15 protein-coding genes are annotated in these 17,437 nt (G+C 68.7%); 13 read left to right on the forward strand and 2 right to left on the reverse strand.

Translation table 11 applies throughout. From position 1 onward, the window contains the following. Positions 1 to 106 precede the first annotated feature (106 nt). From OG587_RS22435 to OG587_RS22450, 4 genes are read left to right on the forward strand one after another with little or no spacing between them, the layout of a single operon-like run. Positions 107 to 1,075, forward strand: a complete 969-nt coding sequence (locus OG587_RS22435) for a branched-chain amino acid ABC transporter permease (RefSeq protein WP_329093307.1) — start codon at positions 107 to 109, stop codon at positions 1,073 to 1,075. Beyond that, positions 1,072 to 2,241, forward strand: a complete 1,170-nt coding sequence (locus tag OG587_RS22440; protein WP_443075598.1) for a branched-chain amino acid ABC transporter permease — start codon at positions 1,072 to 1,074, stop codon at positions 2,239 to 2,241. Before OG587_RS22435 ends, OG587_RS22440 begins: the two co-directional genes overlap by 4 nt. Beyond that, the gene (locus OG587_RS22445; RefSeq protein WP_443075599.1) at positions 2,238 to 3,086 is read left to right on the forward strand and encodes an ABC transporter ATP-binding protein; all 849 of its coding nucleotides are present in this window, start codon (positions 2,238 to 2,240) and stop codon (positions 3,084 to 3,086) included. The genes OG587_RS22440 and OG587_RS22445 overlap by 4 nt, the downstream gene beginning before the upstream one ends. Continuing rightward, a complete protein-coding gene (locus OG587_RS22450) occupies positions 3,076 to 3,882 on the forward strand; it encodes an ABC transporter ATP-binding protein (RefSeq protein ID WP_329093309.1) in 807 nt (268 codons plus the stop codon). The genes OG587_RS22445 and OG587_RS22450 overlap by 11 nt, the downstream gene beginning before the upstream one ends. 175 nt (positions 3,883 to 4,057) lie before the next feature. Here the strand turns inward: OG587_RS22450 and OG587_RS22455 are convergent, their stop codons facing one another. Beyond that, a complete protein-coding gene (locus OG587_RS22455) occupies positions 4,058 to 4,618 on the reverse strand; it encodes a DUF4352 domain-containing protein (protein ID WP_329093311.1) in 561 nt (186 codons plus the stop codon). Positions 4,619 to 4,858: 240 nt separating this feature from the next. Here OG587_RS22455 and OG587_RS22460 point away from each other — a divergent pair, with 240 nt between their 5' ends. Genes OG587_RS22460 through OG587_RS22470 form a run of 3 tightly spaced genes read left to right on the forward strand, consistent with a single transcriptional unit; the run spans position 4,859 to position 7,365 of the window. After that, positions 4,859 to 5,722 carry an ABC transporter substrate-binding protein gene (locus OG587_RS22460; protein WP_329093312.1) on the forward strand — a complete coding sequence of 288 codons (864 nt, stop codon included), beginning with the start codon at positions 4,859 to 4,861 and terminating at the stop codon, positions 5,720 to 5,722. Positions 5,723 to 5,725: 3 nt separating this feature from the next. Next, positions 5,726 to 6,574, forward strand: coding sequence for an amino acid ABC transporter permease (locus OG587_RS22465; RefSeq protein WP_329093313.1), 849 nt, complete (start codon positions 5,726 to 5,728; stop codon positions 6,572 to 6,574). 2 nt (positions 6,575 to 6,576) lie between these two features. Then, entirely contained in the window at positions 6,577 to 7,365 is a 789-nt protein-coding gene (locus OG587_RS22470; RefSeq protein ID WP_443075600.1) for an amino acid ABC transporter ATP-binding protein, read from the forward strand. A 486-nt stretch (positions 7,366 to 7,851) separates the two neighbouring features. On the opposite strand, the gene OG587_RS22475 is transcribed toward OG587_RS22470, so the two are convergent. Beyond that, entirely contained in the window at positions 7,852 to 8,196 is a 345-nt protein-coding gene (locus OG587_RS22475) for a PaaI family thioesterase (RefSeq protein WP_329093961.1), read from the reverse strand. Positions 8,197 to 8,342: 146 nt separating this feature from the next. Between OG587_RS22475 and polA the strand changes: the two genes are divergently transcribed. From polA to OG587_RS22505, 6 genes are all read left to right on the forward strand, one after another. Beyond that, entirely contained in the window at positions 8,343 to 11,054 is a 2,712-nt protein-coding gene (polA, locus tag OG587_RS22480; protein WP_329093315.1) for a DNA polymerase I, read from the forward strand. 520 nt (positions 11,055 to 11,574) lie between these two features. Next, complete coding sequence (locus tag OG587_RS22485) at positions 11,575 to 12,687, forward strand: polysaccharide deacetylase family protein (protein ID WP_329093317.1); 1,113 nt, start codon at positions 11,575 to 11,577, stop codon at positions 12,685 to 12,687. 220 nt (positions 12,688 to 12,907) lie between these two features. After that, positions 12,908 to 14,413 (forward strand): 30S ribosomal protein S1, encoded by a 1,506-nt coding sequence (gene rpsA, locus OG587_RS22490; protein ID WP_329093320.1) that lies wholly within the window; start codon positions 12,908 to 12,910, stop codon positions 14,411 to 14,413. A gap of 129 nt (positions 14,414 to 14,542) precedes the next feature. Beyond that, complete coding sequence (locus OG587_RS22495) at positions 14,543 to 14,998, forward strand: GNAT family N-acetyltransferase (protein ID WP_329093322.1); 456 nt, start codon at positions 14,543 to 14,545, stop codon at positions 14,996 to 14,998. Between the two features lie 396 nt (positions 14,999 to 15,394). Beyond that, positions 15,395 to 15,994, forward strand: a complete 600-nt coding sequence (coaE, locus tag OG587_RS22500) for a dephospho-CoA kinase (RefSeq protein WP_329093324.1) — start codon at positions 15,395 to 15,397, stop codon at positions 15,992 to 15,994. Positions 15,995 to 16,209: 215 nt separating this feature from the next. After that, positions 16,210 to 17,385, forward strand: coding sequence for an SLC13 family permease (locus OG587_RS22505; protein WP_329093326.1), 1,176 nt, complete (start codon positions 16,210 to 16,212; stop codon positions 17,383 to 17,385). Positions 17,386 to 17,437: the final 52 nt, after the last annotated feature.

Raw genomic sequence — 17,437 nt, forward strand, 5'->3', positions numbered from 1 at the left:
ATGCGTTCCCGCTCCTCTCGTACTTCCAGAGAGTCCACGAGGTTCTGCTGGAGGCGGTGTGCTACCCGGACGTGCAGGCGACCCCCGCTAGAAGTGGTAAACCCTAGTGCTCAATGACTTCATCAATCAGTTCTGGCCGGCGACGATCGACGGCCTGGCCTTTGGCTCGATCTACGCCCTGATCGCGCTCGGTTACACCATGGTGTACGGCGTGCTACGGCTGATCAACTTCGCGCATTCCGAAGTTTTCATGATCGGCACCTTCGGTGCGATGTTCGTACCGTTCGTGTTCGGCATCAACTCGCCCCTCACGGGCATCGCGCTGGTCGGCCTCATCCTGGCGATGATCCTGGCCGGCATGCTCGCCTCGGCGGGCACCGCGGTGGCGCTGGAGCGAATCGCCTACCGGCCGCTGCGCAAGCGCGGCGCGTCCCGGCTGGCGGCGCTGATCTCGGCGATCGGCGCTTCGATCTTCCTGCAGGAGCTGTTCGCGCTCCTGGTGATCCCGAACGTCTTCAACCGTCCCGAGCAGGGCAGGATCCAGATGGGTCTGCCCCGCATCATGGAGCGGACCGAGCTCTTCTCGATCTTCGGCCATGTGGTCCGGGTCGACCAGATCTTCGTCATCGTCGCCGCGGTCGGCATGATGATCGCGCTGGACGCCCTGGTGAACCGGACGAAGATCGGCCGGGGTATTCGCGCCACCGCGCAGAATCCCGAGGCGGCCGTCCTGATGGGCGTCGACATCAACCGGATCGTCCGGATGACCTTCCTCATCGGCGGCGGCATGGCCGGTGTGGCGGGCGCGCTCTACCTGATCTCGTACGAGAACACGAACTACTACATCGGATTCCTCTTCGGTATCAAGGCGTTCACCGCGGCGGTCCTCGGTGGCATCGGTAACCTGCGCGGCGCCCTGGTCGGCGGAATCACGCTCGGGCTGGTGGAGAACTACGGGGCCATCTTCTTCGGCTCCGACTGGAAGCACGTGATCTCCTTCACCATCCTCGTCTTGGTCCTGATGTTCCGCCCCACCGGCATCCTCGGTGAATCACTCCAGCAGGCGCGCGCATGAACCAGAAGAATCCCCTGGCAGGCATCCGCACCGGTCTCGGCCGCTTCGGTGACGACATGCACGATCGCTGGCAGATCACTCCCGGCTGGCAGCGCTGGATCCTGTATGTGGCCCTGATCGTCGGGGCGCTGCTGTTGCCGTCGGAGAGCCTCGCCCCCTTCATGTCGCCCTACACCGACTGGGCGAGCATCCTGTTCTTCCCGATCGGGACGTACGTGGTCCTGGCGATCGGCCTGAACGTGGTGGTCGGCCAGGCCGGCCTGCTCGACCTGGGCTTCGTCGCGTTCTACGCGGTCGGCGGTTACGCGATGGCGCTGATCGGCACCCGGCTGGGCTGGAACTTCTGGCTCATCCTGCTGGTCGGCATCGCGATCTGCGCCCTGTCGGGCATCACGCTGGGCGCTCCGACACTGCGGTTGCGCGGTGACTATCTGGCGATCGTCACGCTGGGCTTCGGCGAGATCATTCGCATCACCGCCCGCAACACCGACGAGATCGGCGGCCCGAACGGCATCCGCGGCATCCCGCACCCGCCGAGCTACGAGGACCTGCACCTGTTCGGGATCAGCATCCCCAACGTGTTCGGGGTCGATCCCCTCAAGTACGGCGTGCTGGATCCGCGGCCCTACTACTACCTGCTGGTCGCGCTGGCCGTCATCGTGATCATCCTGGTGAAGCGCTGGGAGAAGAGCCGGGTCGGGCGTGCCTGGGCGGCGATCCGCGAGGACGAGGACGCGGCCGAGGTCATGGGCGTGCCGACGTTCCGCTTCAAGATGCTCGCCTTCGCCATCGGCGCCTCCATCGGTGGCGCGATGGGCGTGCTGTGGGCGGCGAAGGCCATCTCGATCAACCCGAACGACTTCCAGTTCCTGCTGTCGGCGACGATCCTGGCCGCGGTGGTCATGGGCGGCGCGGGCAACCTGCCGGGTGTCATGCTGGGCGCCTTCGTGGTGGCGTGGCTGCCCGAGCGGTTCCGCGGCCTGCAGGAGTACCGCATGCTGATCTTCGGCGCGGTGCTCGTGGCACTGATGATCTTCCGTCCGGAGGGTCTGCTGCCATCGCGTCAACGCAGGGCGGAGCTGAAAGAGGGGTCAGGCGGGATGGGTACGCTCGGGGCCGAGGTTCCCGGGCCCGAGTCGCACGGTGAGGAGGTGGCTTCCAAGTGAGCACCGAAGCGAACGCGGCCGAGGTGAACCCGGCCGCTACGAACCCCAAGGCGGTCGAGGCGGAGCGCACCGGCCGCGTCATGCTGGAGCTGAAGAACCTCGTCATGCGGTTCGGCGGTGTCACGGCACTGCGTGAGGTCAACCTGACCATCAACGAGGGAGAGATCTTCGCTCTCATCGGCCCGAACGGCGCGGGAAAGACCACGGTCTTCAACGTGGTGACCGGCGTCTACCAGCCGACCGAGGGCGAGGTCCGCTTCCTGGACGACAGGATCAGCGGCGTCAAGCGCTTCAAGATCACCAAGCGGGGCATCGCCCGCACGTTCCAGAACATCCGGCTGTTCCACAACATGACGGCCATCGAGAACGTCATGGTGGGCGCGGACGCGCACCACAGGTCGGGCATGGTCAGCGTGGCGCTGGGGCTTCCCTGGCACCGCCGGGCCGAGAAGGACGGGCGCAGGCTGGCGATGGAGTTGCTCGACTTCGTCGGCATCTCACACCGCGCCAACGAGCACGCCAAGAACCTGCCGTACGGTGACCAGCGCCGTCTGGAGATCGCCCGCGCGCTGGCGACCAACCCGAAGCTGCTGCTGCTGGACGAGCCCGCCGCCGGTATGAACCCGGCGGAGAAGGTGGCGCTGCAGCAGTTGATCCGGGACATCCGCGACGCGGGCCGGACGATTTTGATCATCGAGCACGACATGAGCCTCATCATGGGCATCAGTGACCGCATCGCGGTGCTGGACTTCGGCCAGAAGATCGCCGATGGCCTGCCGGACGAGGTGCGGACCGACCCCCGGGTCATCGAGGCGTATTTGGGAGCTCCCGCCGATGCTTCTTGAGGTCAAGGACATTCATGTCCACTACGGCAAGATCGAGGCGCTCAAGGGCATCTCGGTCGAGGTGAACGAGGGCGAGATCGTCACGCTCATCGGGGCGAACGGGGCGGGCAAGACCACGACCCTGAAGACGATCTCGGGCCTGCGCGGCCTGTCGTCGGGGAGCATCACCTTCGATGGCAAGGACATCAGCAAGATGCCCGGCCACCAGCGGGTCCTCGCGGGTCTGGGGCAGGCGCCCGAGGGCCGGGGGGTGTTCCCCGGCATGACGGTGCACGACAACCTGCTCATGGGCGCGTACACGCGCTCGGGTGACTTCAGCGCCGACCTGGCCGAGGTCTATGAGCTGTTCCCCCGCCTGGCGGAGCGCAGGACCCAGATGGGCGGCACGATGTCCGGCGGCGAGCAGCAGATGCTCGCCATCGGCCGCGCGCTGATGGCCAAGCCCAAGGTGCTGCTGCTGGACGAGCCGTCGATGGGCCTGGCGCCGCTGCTGGTGCAGCAGATCTTCGAGATCATCGAGGAGATCAACCGCCGCGGCACCACGGTGCTGCTGGTGGAGCAGAACGCCCAGCAGGCGCTGAAGCTGGCTCACCGCGCCTACGTCCTGGAGACCGGGAAGGTGGTCAAGAGCGCGCCCGCGGACGAGCTGCTCAACGACCCCGCCGTGCAGGCCGCCTACCTGGGCGGCGGCGCGGAGCTCGACCTGGAGGCGGAGGTGGCGCAGGTCGCTCCCGCTCCGGCGCCCCCGGCTCCCGCTCCGCAGGAGAGGCGAGAGGTCACGGAAGAGCTGCCCTGACGTCGCGCACCCGCGGGTCGCGGTCCCGCAAAGGACGGCGAGAGGTCACGGAAGAACCGCCCCGGCTCGTGCTTCCAGGACCTTCACGGCCTCGTGGCAGGTGACGGGCCCGTCGCGCACTCGCGCGGCGGGTCCGCACCCGCCGGTACGGGAGCCGGTCCCGCAGGTCCCCCGCTCAGGGCAGCGGCACCTGCACGCCGTCGGTGCTGCCGGTCACGCCGAGGGGCGGATCGCCGAACAGCCGGATCGCGGAGACCTTCGCCTCCTTGGGGATGTCGTACCAGAGGTCCATCTCGACCCTGACCTGGGCGCCGAGCGGGAGCTCGTCGGGCTGCCGCTTGATGGCCTGCGCGAACTTGTCGATCCCGTAGGTGGTGCCGTCGGCGGCGACGAGCCTCTGCCGCTTGGCGTCGAAGCGGGCGTTGGTGCGGCCGGGGTTCTCCACGAGGATCCGTACGACCACGTACTGGCCCTTGGCCTGCCACTCGGCGTGGCTGCCGAAGAAGCCGCTCAGTCCCTTCTGCAGGCCGATCACCTGGAACCGGGTGTCGCCGTCGGTGACCGGCGCGGCCCTGACGGGGCTCTCGCTCGGCCGTACCGGGCGCGGCGGGAGCTCGTAGGTCGGGGTGGGCGTGGCCTGGGGAGAGGCGGGACCGGCCGGGCCCGCTCCGGAGCAGCCGGACAGGACGGTGGCGGCGAGGGCGGCACCGGTGAGCAGGACCAGGGGATCACGCACACTCGGCAACGTAACCGAGGTAGATCCTGGAGTTCAACGGCTCCCCGGCTGTCGGTTGGCGATTCGGCAACTGTCGGCGCCCGGATCCGCGCGTGGGCAGGGTATTGAACAGAAAACTCCGGACGCGGTTGTTGTCCGAATTGTGTCGTAGTGGTGATCTGCATGATTATGCAGGTGATGAAGCATGACCTGCACTGAGGTATCCATACAAGAAGCGACATTGACCGTAAGGAGGCCTTCGTGGGCCTGAGTTTTGTTTCCCGTCGTGCGATGGCGGTGGGCGCCATGGTCGTCGCCGGTGCGCTCGGCCTTTCGGCCTGCGGTGGTGGCGGGTCCACCTCCGCCAGCCCGAGCGATGGTGCCTCGGCAAGCGCTCCCGCGGCTGCGGCCGGCCCCAAGCTCGTCACTCCCGGCAAGCTGACCACCTGCACCAACCTTCCGTACGAGCCCTTCCAGTTCAAGGAGGGCGACAAGGTCGTCGGCTTCGACGTCGACATCGTCGACCTGGCCGCCAAGAAGCTCGGCCTGACGCAGGAGATCGTCGACATCGACTTCGCCGTCATCAAGAGCGGCGCGGCGATGGCCACCAACAAGTGTGACGTCGCCGCCGCCGGTATGACGATCACCGAGGAGCGCAAGGCCAACATCGACTTCTCCGAGCCCTACTTCGACGCCACGCAGGCTCTGCTGGCCAAGAAGGGGAGCGGCGTCAAGACCCTCGACGAGGTGAAGGCGAAGGGCCTCAAGCTCGGCGCCCAGGCCTCGACCACGGGCCTCGACTACGTCAAGGGGAAGGGTCTCGACCCGAAGGAGTTCGCCGACTCTCCCAAGGAGCTGCTGGGCCTGCAGTCCGGCCAGGTCGACGTGATCGTCCAGGACCTCCCGGTCGTCCTGACCTGGCTGAAGAAGCCCGAGATCGCCGACAAGTTCGAGCTGGCCGCCAGCCTCGACACCGGCGAGCAGTACGGCATCGGCCTGAAGAAGGGCTCCGACCCGATCCTGCTCAAGGCGATCAACGACTCGATCACCGAGGCCAAGGCCGACGGCACCTACGAGCAGATCTTCGTCAAGTGGTTCGGTAAGAAGCCCGGCGAGCTCGGTTAATCGATGACCGACCAGCCAACGACGACCGAGCCCACTCCCGGCGGGGGCGCCCCCGCCGGGAGTGGGCTCAGTCCCCGCAAGAGGCAGCAGATCAGCAGAGGCGTCCAGTACCTCGTACTGGCGGCCGTGGTGGTCTTCCTCGCCCTGCGCATCGAGTGGGGCAAGCTTGGCGAGAACTTCACCAGGCTCGACGTCGCCGAGAAGACGCTTCCCGACCTGTTCACGATCGCGTTGAAGAACACGATCATCTACTCGGTCGGCGGTTTCGTCTTCGCCTTCCTGCTCGGCCTGCTGTTCGCGCTGATGCGGCTGTCGTCGGTGCGGCCCTACCGGTGGATCGCGGTCGCCTACATCGAGATCTTCCGTGGCCTGCCCGCCCTGCTGATCTTCCTGCTCATCCTGTTCCTGCCGCTGGCCATCACCGGCTTCGAGGTGCCCGGCGGCACGTACGGCCAGGGCATCCTGGGCCTGACGATCGTCGGCTCGGCCTACATGGCCGAGACGCTGCGCGCCGGACTCCAGGCGGTGCCCAAGGGGCAGATGGAGGCGGCCCGCTCGCTGGGCATGTCGTACACACGGGCCATGGTCACCATCGTCATCCCGCAGGCCGTGCGCATCGTCATCCCGCCGACGACGAACCAGTTCGTGTCCCTTCTCAAGGACTCCTCGCTGGTGCTGTTCCTCGGCGTCTCCGGCGACTACGTCGAACTCACGAAGTTCGGCAACGACATGGCCTCGACCTATGCCAACGCCACGCCCATCCTGGTCGTAGGCGTGACGTATCTACTGGTCACCATTCCGCTGGGCTATCTCGCGTCCCGGCTGGAGAAGCGCCAGGCGAGGGGACGGTGACAGTGAGCCCAGCGAATCCGGAAACCCCGGCGGCCCCGGTGAACCACGCGGTCGAGATCCGTGCCCTGCACAAGTACTTCGGGAAGAACGAAGTCCTCCGGGGCATCGACTTCGCCGTCGACCCCGGCCAGGTGGTCTGCGTCATCGGCCCCTCGGGGTCGGGCAAGTCCACGCTGCTGCGCTGTGTGAACCTGCTGGAGCAGCCCACGTCGGGCAAGGTCGTCGTCCACGGCGTGGAGCTGACCCACCGCGACGTCGACATCGACGCCGCCCGCCGCGGGATCGGGATGGTCTTCCAGCAGTTCAACCTGTTCCCGCACATGACCGTCCTGCAGAACGTGATGGTCTCGCAGCGCCGGGTGCTGAAGCGGGGCAAGGCGGAGGCCGAGCGGATCGCCAGGGAGAACCTGGAGAAGGTCGGCATCGGAGAGAAGTGCGACGCCTTCCCCGCCCAGCTCTCCGGCGGGCAGCAGCAGCGCGTGGCCATCGCCAGGGCACTGGCGATGAGCCCGGCGCTGATGCTCTTCGACGAGCCGACCTCCGCGCTCGACCCCGAGCTCGTCGGAGACGTGCTCACGGTCATGCGCAAGCTCGCCGAGGAGGGGATGACCATGCTCGTGGTCACCCACGAGATGGCGTTCGCCCGCGACGTGGCCGACCGGGTGGTGTTCATGGACGGCGGTGTGATCGTGGAGGACGGCACCCCGGAGCAGGTGATCGGCGCTCCGCAGCACGAGCGCACGAAGACCTTCCTGCGCCGCGTGCTCGACCCGACGCACACCGACATCTGACACGCGCCGGCAGCTGATTTCCACCTCGCACGGCCCGCGCCCGCCCGGCGCGGGCCGTACGCGTGCCGGGGTGTACGGATCTTGGGCCATACGTGTGCCGGGGTGTACGGGTACGCCCGGCGTGTCACCGGGTCCATGCGCGGGAGGACGGCGCGCGGGAGTCCGCGTGGACGGTGTGCCGCGGGTCCGCCGGAAACGGGGCGCTGTAAGGGCGAGTGGGCGGGGCGGTGGGGAAGGGCCGATGATCCGGGCCCGCCCGCGGGTCTCGCGGGCGCGGGGAAACCAGGCGAGCCCGGGGGAGGCCTTTGGCGCCATACGGAGCTTCCCCGACCCCGTACGTTTTCTACTCGGCCTCCCCACGGGCATCGCCGTCACCCACCGTAGCGGACCCGTTGCGCGAGGAAGGCAAAAAGGCGGTCCGAATATGATCGAGGACGAGATGTGATCAGCCGATCGGCGGATGTGATCGGACGTGATCGGGCGTGCTCAGACGTCGCGGAGCATGCACGTGAGGCGCGAGGTGCACACCCTGCGGCCCTGCTCGTCGACGATCTCGATGTCGTAGGTGGCGAGCGTACGGCCACCGTGGATCCGGGTGGCCACCCCCGTGACCAGCCCGGACGTGGCCGAGCGGTGGTGGGTGGCGTTGATCTCGATGCCCATGGCGACCCGCCCGGGACCCGCGTGGATGGCCGCGCCCGTCGAACCCAGGGTCTCCGCCAGCACGCAGGAGGCGCCGCCGTGCAGCAGGCCGTAGGGTTGGATGTTGCCCTCGACCGGCATCGTGCCGACCACCCTCTCCGGGGTGGCCTCGGTGATCACGATGCCCATCCGGTCCACCAGCGTGTTCCGGTGCGAGGCGCCGAGCGCCTCCTCGATCCGCCGAGCGGCTTCGTTGGGGTCTGTCACGGTCAAGGGGACGTCTCCAGTCGTGCGGGGCCAGGTTTTCTGTCGCACCAGGAGACTAGGCTTTCGGTGTGCCGAAGAGCGAAGCGACCCCCACTCGTCCGTGTCTCCTGCTGCTGGATGGGCATTCACTGGCCTATCGGGCGTTCTATGCCCTGCCGGAGGAGAATTTCTCCACCACCACGGGGCAGACGACCAACGCGGTCTACGGTTTCACCTCGATGCTGGTCAACGTGCTCCGCGACGAGCGGCCGACCCACGTGGCGGTCTGTTTCGACCGCTCGGAGCCGACGTTCCGCCACGAGGAGTACGCCGACTACAAGGCGAACCGGAGCGCGAGCCCCGACAGTTTCCGCAGCCAGATGAGCCTGATCCACGAGGTGCTCGACGCGATGAGCGTGCCGCACCTGTCGCTGGCCGGATACGAGGCCGACGACCTGATCGCCACCCTCGCCACCCGCGCCGCGGAGCAGGGCATGGACGTGCTGATCGTCACCGGCGACCGCGACGCGCTGCAGCTCGTCGACGAGCGGATCACCGTGCTGATGACCCGTGTCGGCATCAGCAACATGACCAGGTTCACCCCCGAGGCGGTGCTGGAGAAGTACGAGCTCACCCCGGCGCAGTATCCCGACTTCGCGGCCATCCGCGGCGACTCCAGCGACAACCTGAAGAACATCCCCGGCGTGGGCGAGAAGACCGCGGCCAAGTGGATCCGCGAGTTCGGCTCGCTGGAGGAGCTGGTCAACCGCGTCGACGAGGTCAAGGGCAAGGTCGGCGACAAGCTTCGCGACCACCTCGACCAGGTGCTGCTGAACCGGCGCCTGACCCAGCTGATCCGCGACGTGCCGCTGGAGCGCGAGGTCACGAGCCTGGAGATCGGCGCGGCCGACCGCGACGAGGTCAACAAGATCCTCGACACGCTGGAGTTCCGCGGTGAGATCCGCGACCGGCTGTTCAAGACGATCGGCTCGCCCGAGACCGAGGTGGAGGAGGGTTTCGAGGTCGAGGTCGTCACCCTGGGCCCCGACGAGGTGGCCCCGTGGCTGCGCGCGCTGCCCGAGGGCCGCGCGGGCCTCGCCTTCAAGGGCGCGTACGGCAGCGGCACCGGCCGCGTCGACAGCATCGCCATCGCGGCGGCGGGAGCGGGGGCGGGGAAGGGCGGGCCGGGCGCCGCGTTCATCGACCCGACCACGCTGACCGAGGCCGACGAGGCGGCCCTGCGCGCGTGGCTGGCCGACGAGGCGAGGCCCAAGGCCGTGCACGACGCCAAGGGCCCGATGCTCGCGCTGTGGGCGCAGGGCATGGAGCTGCGCGGTCTCACCTGCGACACCGCGCTCGCCGCCTACCTGGCGATGCCGGGGCAGCGCTCGTCGCTGGAGGACCTCGTGCGGGTCTACCTGCGGCGCGGGCTGCGCGGCGAGGCCGACAACGGCGGTCAGGCCAGCCTCTTCGACGCCGAGGACGACGACGGCGCCCACGACCTCGCCCTGCGGGCCCTGGCGGTCGGCGAGCTCGCCGACGCGCTGGAGACGTTCCTGGAGCCGCTGGGCGGCACCCACCTCATGCGCGACGTGGAGCTGCCGCTCGTCACCGTGCTGGCCGAGCTGGAGCGGGCCGGCATCGCCGCCGACAGAGAGTATCTCAGCGGCCTGGAGGCCGAGTTCGGGGCCGCCGTCAAGCAGGCGGTCGAGGCGGCGCACGCGTCCGTGGAGGGCGAGCAGTTCAACCTGGGCTCGCCCAAGCAGCTCCAGGAGATCCTGTTCGTCAGGCTCAACCTGCCCAAGACGAAGAAGACCAAGACGGGCTACACCACCGACGCCTCCGCGCTGGCCTGGCTGGCCGCCCAGACCGAGCACGAGCTGCCGACGATCATGCTGCGCCACCGCGACCAGGCCAAGCTGAAGGTCACGGTCGAGGGCCTGATCAAGGAGATCGCCGACGACGGCCGCATCCACACCACGTTCAACCAGATCGTGGCGGTCACCGGGCGGCTCAGCTCGGAGAAGCCCAACCTGCAGAACATCCCGATCCGCACCGCCGAGGGCCGCCGCATCCGGCAGGGCTTCGTGGTCGGCAAGGGCTTCGAGACCCTGCTGACCGCCGACTACAGCCAGATCGAGTTGCGCGTCATGGCCCACCTGTCCGGCGACGAGGCGCTCATCGCCTCCTTCGAGTCCGGCCACGACTTCCACATGGCCACCGCGGCCCGGGTCTTCGACGTCGAGCCGGAGAAGGTCACCGGCGAGATGCGGGCCAAGATCAAGGCGATGAACTACGGCCTCGCCTACGGCCTGTCCGACTTCGGGCTGTCGGAGCAGCTCAACATCCCGGTCTCCGAGGCGCGGGCGCTCAAGGAGGAGTACTTCGAGGAGTTCGGCGGCGTCCGCGACTTCCTCAACGCGATCGTCGCGCAGGCCAGGAACGACGGCTACACCGAGACCATCCTCGGCCGCCGCCGATACCTGCCCGACCTCAACAGCGACAACCGCCAGCGCCGCGAGATCGCCGAGCGGATGGCGCTCAACGCGCCCATCCAGGGGTCCGCGGCCGACATCATCAAGGTCGCCATGCTCAACGTGCAGGGCGCGCTGAAGGAGGCGGCCCTCGGCTCCCGGATGCTGCTGCAGGTCCACGACGAGCTCGTGTTCGAGGTGGCCCCCGGCGAGCTGGAGACCCTGCGGGAGCTGGTCACCGACCGTATGAACGCCGCATACTCCCTGCGCGTCCCGCTCGCCGTCTCGGTGGGCGTCGGCCGCACCTGGGAGGACGCCGGGCACTGACGGCCCCCGGGGGGCCGGCGACTCCCTCAGGGTGCGCCCGGAGAGACCGCTTTTTCGGAAGGTGACTTCTCGGGACGCCGACGCCCCCTCCGGGCGCCCGGAGGGACCGCTCCCTCTGGAGGTGACTTCTCGGGACGCCGTCGACCTCCTCCGGGCGTGCCCGGCAGGCTCCTCTCCCGGGAACCGGTGTGCCCTCGGGGCCGGTGACTCCCCGGGGCGCCGCCGGCCTCCTCGGAGCGTGCCCGGCCGGGGCCAGGCGGCGGCGACCTCCCCGGGGCGTCGACGGCCTCCTCGGGGCTCCTGGGGGCACTGCCCAACCGGTTCTCGTACGCACTTGTGAGGGCGTCGGCCGCCGGGAGCCTCCCCGGTCCCACCTGCGAGGACGCCGGGCGTCGGCGATCACTCCCGGGCGGGTGGAGACCGTCTCCGGGAGGCCGGACATCGCCGGTTGGCCGGGCCTGTCCGAGTCTGTTCTAGGCTGGTGATCCAAGCCGAAAAGCTCGACGGGCACGGGAGTTCTGTGCGGAGTCCAATCCCCCTGACGAAGATCATCATCCTGGCCAATGTGGTGGTCGTCGTGCTGGCGGTGGTGGTGCTCCTCGTGCTCCCGCCGCCCTCCGCGCCGCCCGGCGCGGCCAGGCCGGGCGCGTCGACGGCCGGCCCGCCGCCGTCCGCGACCCCCTCGCCGGTGCCCGAGCTGCCCTCGGCCGAACTGCCGCCACCGATCACCGCCTCGGCGGAGTTCGCGCGGCAGGTGAAGGCGAACGAGGCCGGAGCGGTCCCGATCCTGATGTACCACCGGATCACCGCCAGGAGGCTGGCCTCGATCGACCGCACCCCCGCCCAGATGCGCAAGGAGCTGGAGCGACTCGCCAGGGACGGCTACGTGCCGGTCACCGCCCGGGAGTTCGCCACCGGAAGGATGGACATCCCGGCGGGCAAACACCCGGTCGTGCTGACCTTCGACGACGGCCATCCCAGCCACTTCGCCCTGGAGGCGGACGGCACCCCGGCCAAGGACACCGCGGTCGGCATCATCTACCAGGTCGCCGTGAAGTACCCCGGCTTCCGGCCCGTCGCCACCTTCTGGGTCAACCGGCACCCGTTCGGCCTGCGCGAGGAGGAGGACCAGGAGCGGGCCGTGCGCTGGCTGGCCTCGAGGGGCTTCGAGGTGGCCAACCACACCTGGAGCCACCCTAATCTGCCGAGCCTGCCCAAGAAGAAGATCGTCGAGCAGGTCGCCAGGGTCGAGCGGCTGCTGAAGAAGCTCGGGGTTCCCCCCTCCGAGACGCTGGCGCTGCCGTTCGGCGCGATGCCCCACAAAAGATCTACCGTGCAGTCGGGAAAGTGGCACGGTGTGTCCTACCGGTTCAAGGGCGTCTTCCTGGCCGGCGCCGAGCCGTCGGTCTCGCCGTTCGTCAAGGACTACAACTGGCGCGCGATCCAGCGGATCCAGAGCAACGGCAGGAAGGGGGAGTGCCGGAAGTGGTGTTCCGAGTACTGGCTCGGATGGCTGAACAAGCACCCCCGCGAGCGCTACACGGCCGACGGCGATCCCGATCGCATCTCCGTCCCACACGGGCTTCGAGGTAATATCAGAACGAACCGGGAGCAGAAGATCAACGCCTATTAAGCGAGATCGTTATCCTTTCGGCACGCGGGCGCGTAGAGTCGTTGGATTGACCATACCCGTCTGGTCTCATATGCTGATCGCTGCGTTGTGGGCTCGCGCGTGTCTCGGACGGAGTGGGCTCGCGCTCGATCACGCCGATGTCAATTCTTCGGCTGACGGTAAGAGGCCTGCCGCGCGTTCGCCACATCGACATCTGTCCGCGTTCGGAGCAACTCCACACATGACGAGCAGCACTGAGGCCACCTCGAGCACCCCGCAGGTAGCGGTCAACGACATCGGCTCCGAGGAAGAGTTCCTCGCAGCGATCGACCTGACCATCAAGTACTTCAACGACGGCGACATCGTCGAGGGCACCGTCGTCAAGGTCGATCGAGACGAAGTTTTGCTCGACATCGGCTACAAGACCGAGGGTGTCATCCCCTCGCGCGAGCTCTCGATCAAGCACGATGTCGACCCGGCGGATGTCGTCGAGGTTGGCGAGCACGTCGAGGCCCTTGTTCTCCAGAAGGAGGACAAGGAAGGCCGCCTGATCCTGTCCAAGAAGCGCGCTCAGTACGAGCGGGCCTGGGGCACGATCGAGAAGATCAAGGACGAGGACGGCATCGTCACCGGCACGGTCATCGAGGTCGTCAAGGGTGGTCTCATCCTCGACATCGGCCTGCGTGGCTTCCTGCCGGCGTCCCTGGTCGAGATGCGGCGCGTCCGCGACCTCCAGCCGTACGTGGGCCGCGAGCTCGAAGCGAAGATCATCGAGCTCGACAAGAACCGCAACAACGTGGTTCTGTCCCGCCGTGCCTGGCTTGAGCAGACCCAGTCCGAGGTTCGCCAGACGTTCCTCAACACCCTGCAGAAGGGTCAGGTCCGCAAGGGCGTCGTCTCCTCGATCGTCAACTTCGGTGCGTTCGTCGATCTCGGCGGCGTCGACGGTCTGGTCCACGTCTCCGAGCTCTCCTGGAAGCACATCGACCACCCCTCCGAGGTTGTCGAGGTCGGCCAGGAGGTCACCGTCGAGGTGCTCGACGTCGACATGGAGCGCGAGCGCGTCTCCCTGTCGCTCAAGGCGACGCAGGAAGACCCCTGGCAGCAGTTCGCCCGCACCCACCAGATCGGTCAGGTCGTCCCGGGTCGCGTCACCAAGCTGGTGCCGTTCGGTGCGTTCGTCCGCGTCGAGGAGGGCATCGAGGGCCTGGTCCACATCTCCGAGCTGGCCGAGCGCCACGTCGAGATTCCCGAGCAGGTCGTTCAGGTCGGCGACGAGATCTTCGTGAAGATCATCGACATCGACCTCGAACGCCGCCGGATCTCGCTGTCGCTCAAGCAGGCGAACGAGGGTGCGATCGGCGCCGACGTCGAGTTCGACCCCACGCTTTACGGCATGGCGGCGACCTACGACGACTCGGGCAACTACATCTACCCCGAGGGTTTCGACTCCGAGACCGGCGAGTGGCTCGACGGCTTCGACAAGCAGCGCGAGGAGTGGGAGCGGCAGTACGCCGAGGCTCAGACCCGCTTCGAGGCTCACAAGAAGCAGGTCGAGGAGGCCCGCAAGGCCGAGGCCGAGGCGGGCGAGGCTGCCCCCACGTCCTACTCCGGCGAGACCCCGTCCACGGGTTCCACCGGTGCCTCCAGCAGCAGCAGTGGCTCCTCCGCTCCGGCGGCGGGCGCCCTGGCCTCCGACGAGGCTCTCGCGGCTCTGCGCGAGAAGCTCGCGGGCGGCCAGAACTGACGGTGCCGACGGCGCTGACAACGCGGTAGAAGATCGACGGAAGGGCCCCGCTCCGGCGGGGCCCTTTCCCGCGTTTCCGGCGGGGTCTTCCCGTCGCCCGGCCTCTCGTCCCGCCGCTAGGGTGGCGCCGTGACCGTGATCGAGTGGGCGGAACCCGAGGACGCGGGCGAGATCCTGACCGTGCAGCGCGCGGCCTACGTGGGCGAGGCCCAGCTCTACGGCGACCCGTTCATCGCGCCGCTCGTGGAGTCCATCGCCCAGGTCCGCAAGGCCGTCGAGACGGCCACCGTGCTCGTCGCCCGCGACGGGGCGAGGATCGTGGGCGCGGTCCGCGGCCGGATGTCCGGAACAACCTGCCTGGTAGGCCGCCTGGTGGTCGCCCCCGACCGGCAGGGCGCGGGCGTCGGCGGAGCCCTGCTGGCGGCCCTGCACGACGAGGCCGCCACGGCACTCGCCTTCGACCTGTTCACCGGCCACCTGTCGGAGGGCAACCTCCGCCTCTACCGCCGCCACGGCTACCGCGAGACGCGCCGGGAGCGGATGACCGACCACCTGACCCTGGTGCACATGCGCAGGGAGCTGTGAGGGCCTCAGAGACGTTTCCGTACGCCGATCGGTGCCAAGTGAGCATCTCGTCCTGAAGGGCGGCAGACGTGACCTCCGGCGCCGCGAGGGGCGATTCCTGCCCGCTTGTCGGGATGCACCGCTGGGATCGTCAGCCGGGGGTGCGGTGAAGATCGATTCCTGCTCGCTTGTCGGGACCCAACCGGTGGGCATGGCGAGGGGTGATTCCTGCCTGCGCGCCGGGGGCCACCGGGGCCGTCAGCCGGCGGGCATGGTGAGGGGCGATTTCGGCCCCCCGCCGAGGAGACGACCGCCTCGCACGACGGGATGAACGGCGGGCCCAGGCCCGGCGACCCGAGGTGGAGCCCCGTCGCCGACCGCGCCGGAACGCGGCCCGTACGGCGTATGCTGCGGATCATGTTGAAGGTGGGGCTTACCGGTGGCATCGGGTCGGGCAAGAGCGAGGTCTCCCGGCGGCTGGGCGCCCGTGGCGCCGTGGTCATCGACGCCGACAAGATCGCCAGAGAGGTGGTCGAGCCGGGCACCCCCGGGCTGGCGCGCGTGACCGGGGTCTTCGGCACGGAGGTCCTGCGCGAGGACGGCTCACTCAACCGGGAGAAGCTCGGCTCGATCGTCTTCGCCGACTCCGAGAAACTCGCCTCGCTCAACGCCATCGTCCACCCGCTCGTCGGCGCGCGGGTCGCCGAGCTGCAGGAGCGGGCGGCTCCCGGCAGCATCGTGATCTACGACGTGCCACTGCTGGCGGAGAACAAGCTCGCCCCCATGTACGAGGTGGTGATCGTCGTCGACGCCGACGACGAGGTGCGCGTCGCCCGGCTGGTCGAGCTGCGCGGCATGAGCGAGCAGGACGCCAGGGCCAGGCTCGCGGCCCAGGCGACCCGCGAGGAGCGGCTGGAGATCGCCGACATCGTCGTCCCGAACGAGGGGACCCTGGAGGAGCTGGAGGCCCGGATGGACGGTATCTGGGCCGACCTCACGGCCCGCGCCACCGTCTGAGCGCGAAGGCCCTCTGAGCGGGGCTCGGTGCCCGCCTGAGCGGGAGGGCCGTACGCGGCCCCCGATCTCGGAAACCATCTCGGTGGACCTCCGCACCCGCCTGGGCCGGACGACCTCCCGGGGACCTCACCGCCCGCGCGGACATCCGGGCGCGATCACCCCTGGACCGGTTCGCGCAGGTGAGGCGTGCGACCATGTCCGATGTGCTGCGGAGATTGAGCGTTCTGGACCGGATCCGCTTCGGACTGCTTGGCCTCGGCCTCCTGTTCGTCGCGACCGGTCTGCTTCCCGTACGGGAGGCCTGGAGCGAGATGGAGCGGATCGCGCCGATCCTGCTGTTCCTCGGCGCGGTGATCATCCTCGCGGACCTCGTCAAGGAGGCCCAGCTCTTCGATGTGATCGCGATCCGGCTGGCGGCGGTGGGGCGGGGAAACCACGTCGCGCTCTTCCTGCTGTGCACGGCCTTCGCCTCGGTGGTCACCATCTTCCTGAACCTGGACACCACGGTGGTGCTGCTGACGCCCGTCATGCTCGCCCTCGCGGCCAGGACCGGGATCGCCGCGCTGCCGCTGGCCATGACGACCCTCTGGCTGGCCAACACCGCCGCCCTGCTCCTGCCGGTGTCGAACCTGACGAACCTGCTGGCCGTGGAACGGCTCGGCATGTCCGCCCGCGAGTTCGCCGGGCGGCTCTGGCTTCCCCAGCTCGTCTCCATCGCGGTCACCATGGTCTTCCTGTGGGTGTTCTTCTGGCGCCGCGGCCGGCGCGGTGCCGTCCGCTACGACCCGCCGACCCCCGGGCCGGTCGCCGACCCGGTGCTGTTCAGGATCGCGGCCTCGGCGTGCGTCCTGTTCGTCGCCGCGATCCTGCTGGAGCTGCCGATCCAGTTCGCCGCCCTGGCCGGGGCGGCCCTGATGATCGCCGCCTTCGCCTGGCGCGACCGCTCGAAGCTCACCCTCGCGCTGTTCCCCTGGCAGCTGCTCGTCTTCGTCGTCGGTCTGTTCCTGGTGGTGCCCACCCTGAGCCGGTACGGCCTGGCCTCGGTAATGAGCTCCCTCGTCGGGACCTCCGGGGGCCCGGGAGGCGACGGGGCCTACCGCGTCGCGGCCGTCGGCGCGGTGCTGTCCAACCTGATCAACAACCTGCCCGCCTACACGGTCGTGGAGCAGGCCATCCCCCCGGGCGACCGGGACCTGCTGCTCGCCCTGCTCATCGGCACCAACGCCGGCTCGGTGATCACCCCGTGGGCCTCCCTCGCCACCCTGCTGTGGTTCGAGTGGTGCCGCCGCAGGGGAGTGCGGGTGCCGATGGTCACGTTCGTCCTGGCCGGGACGGCGCTGGCCGTGGTGGGCGTGACCGCCACGGTGACGGCGCTGCTGCTTACTGCCTGAGCAACGACCGCGGACGTGTCACGCGGCTTGAGCGTACGAACACCACGGTCAC

The organism is Streptosporangium sp. NBC_01469, from assembly GCF_036227305.1.
Lineage (GTDB): Bacteria > Actinomycetota > Actinomycetes > Streptosporangiales > Streptosporangiaceae > Streptosporangium.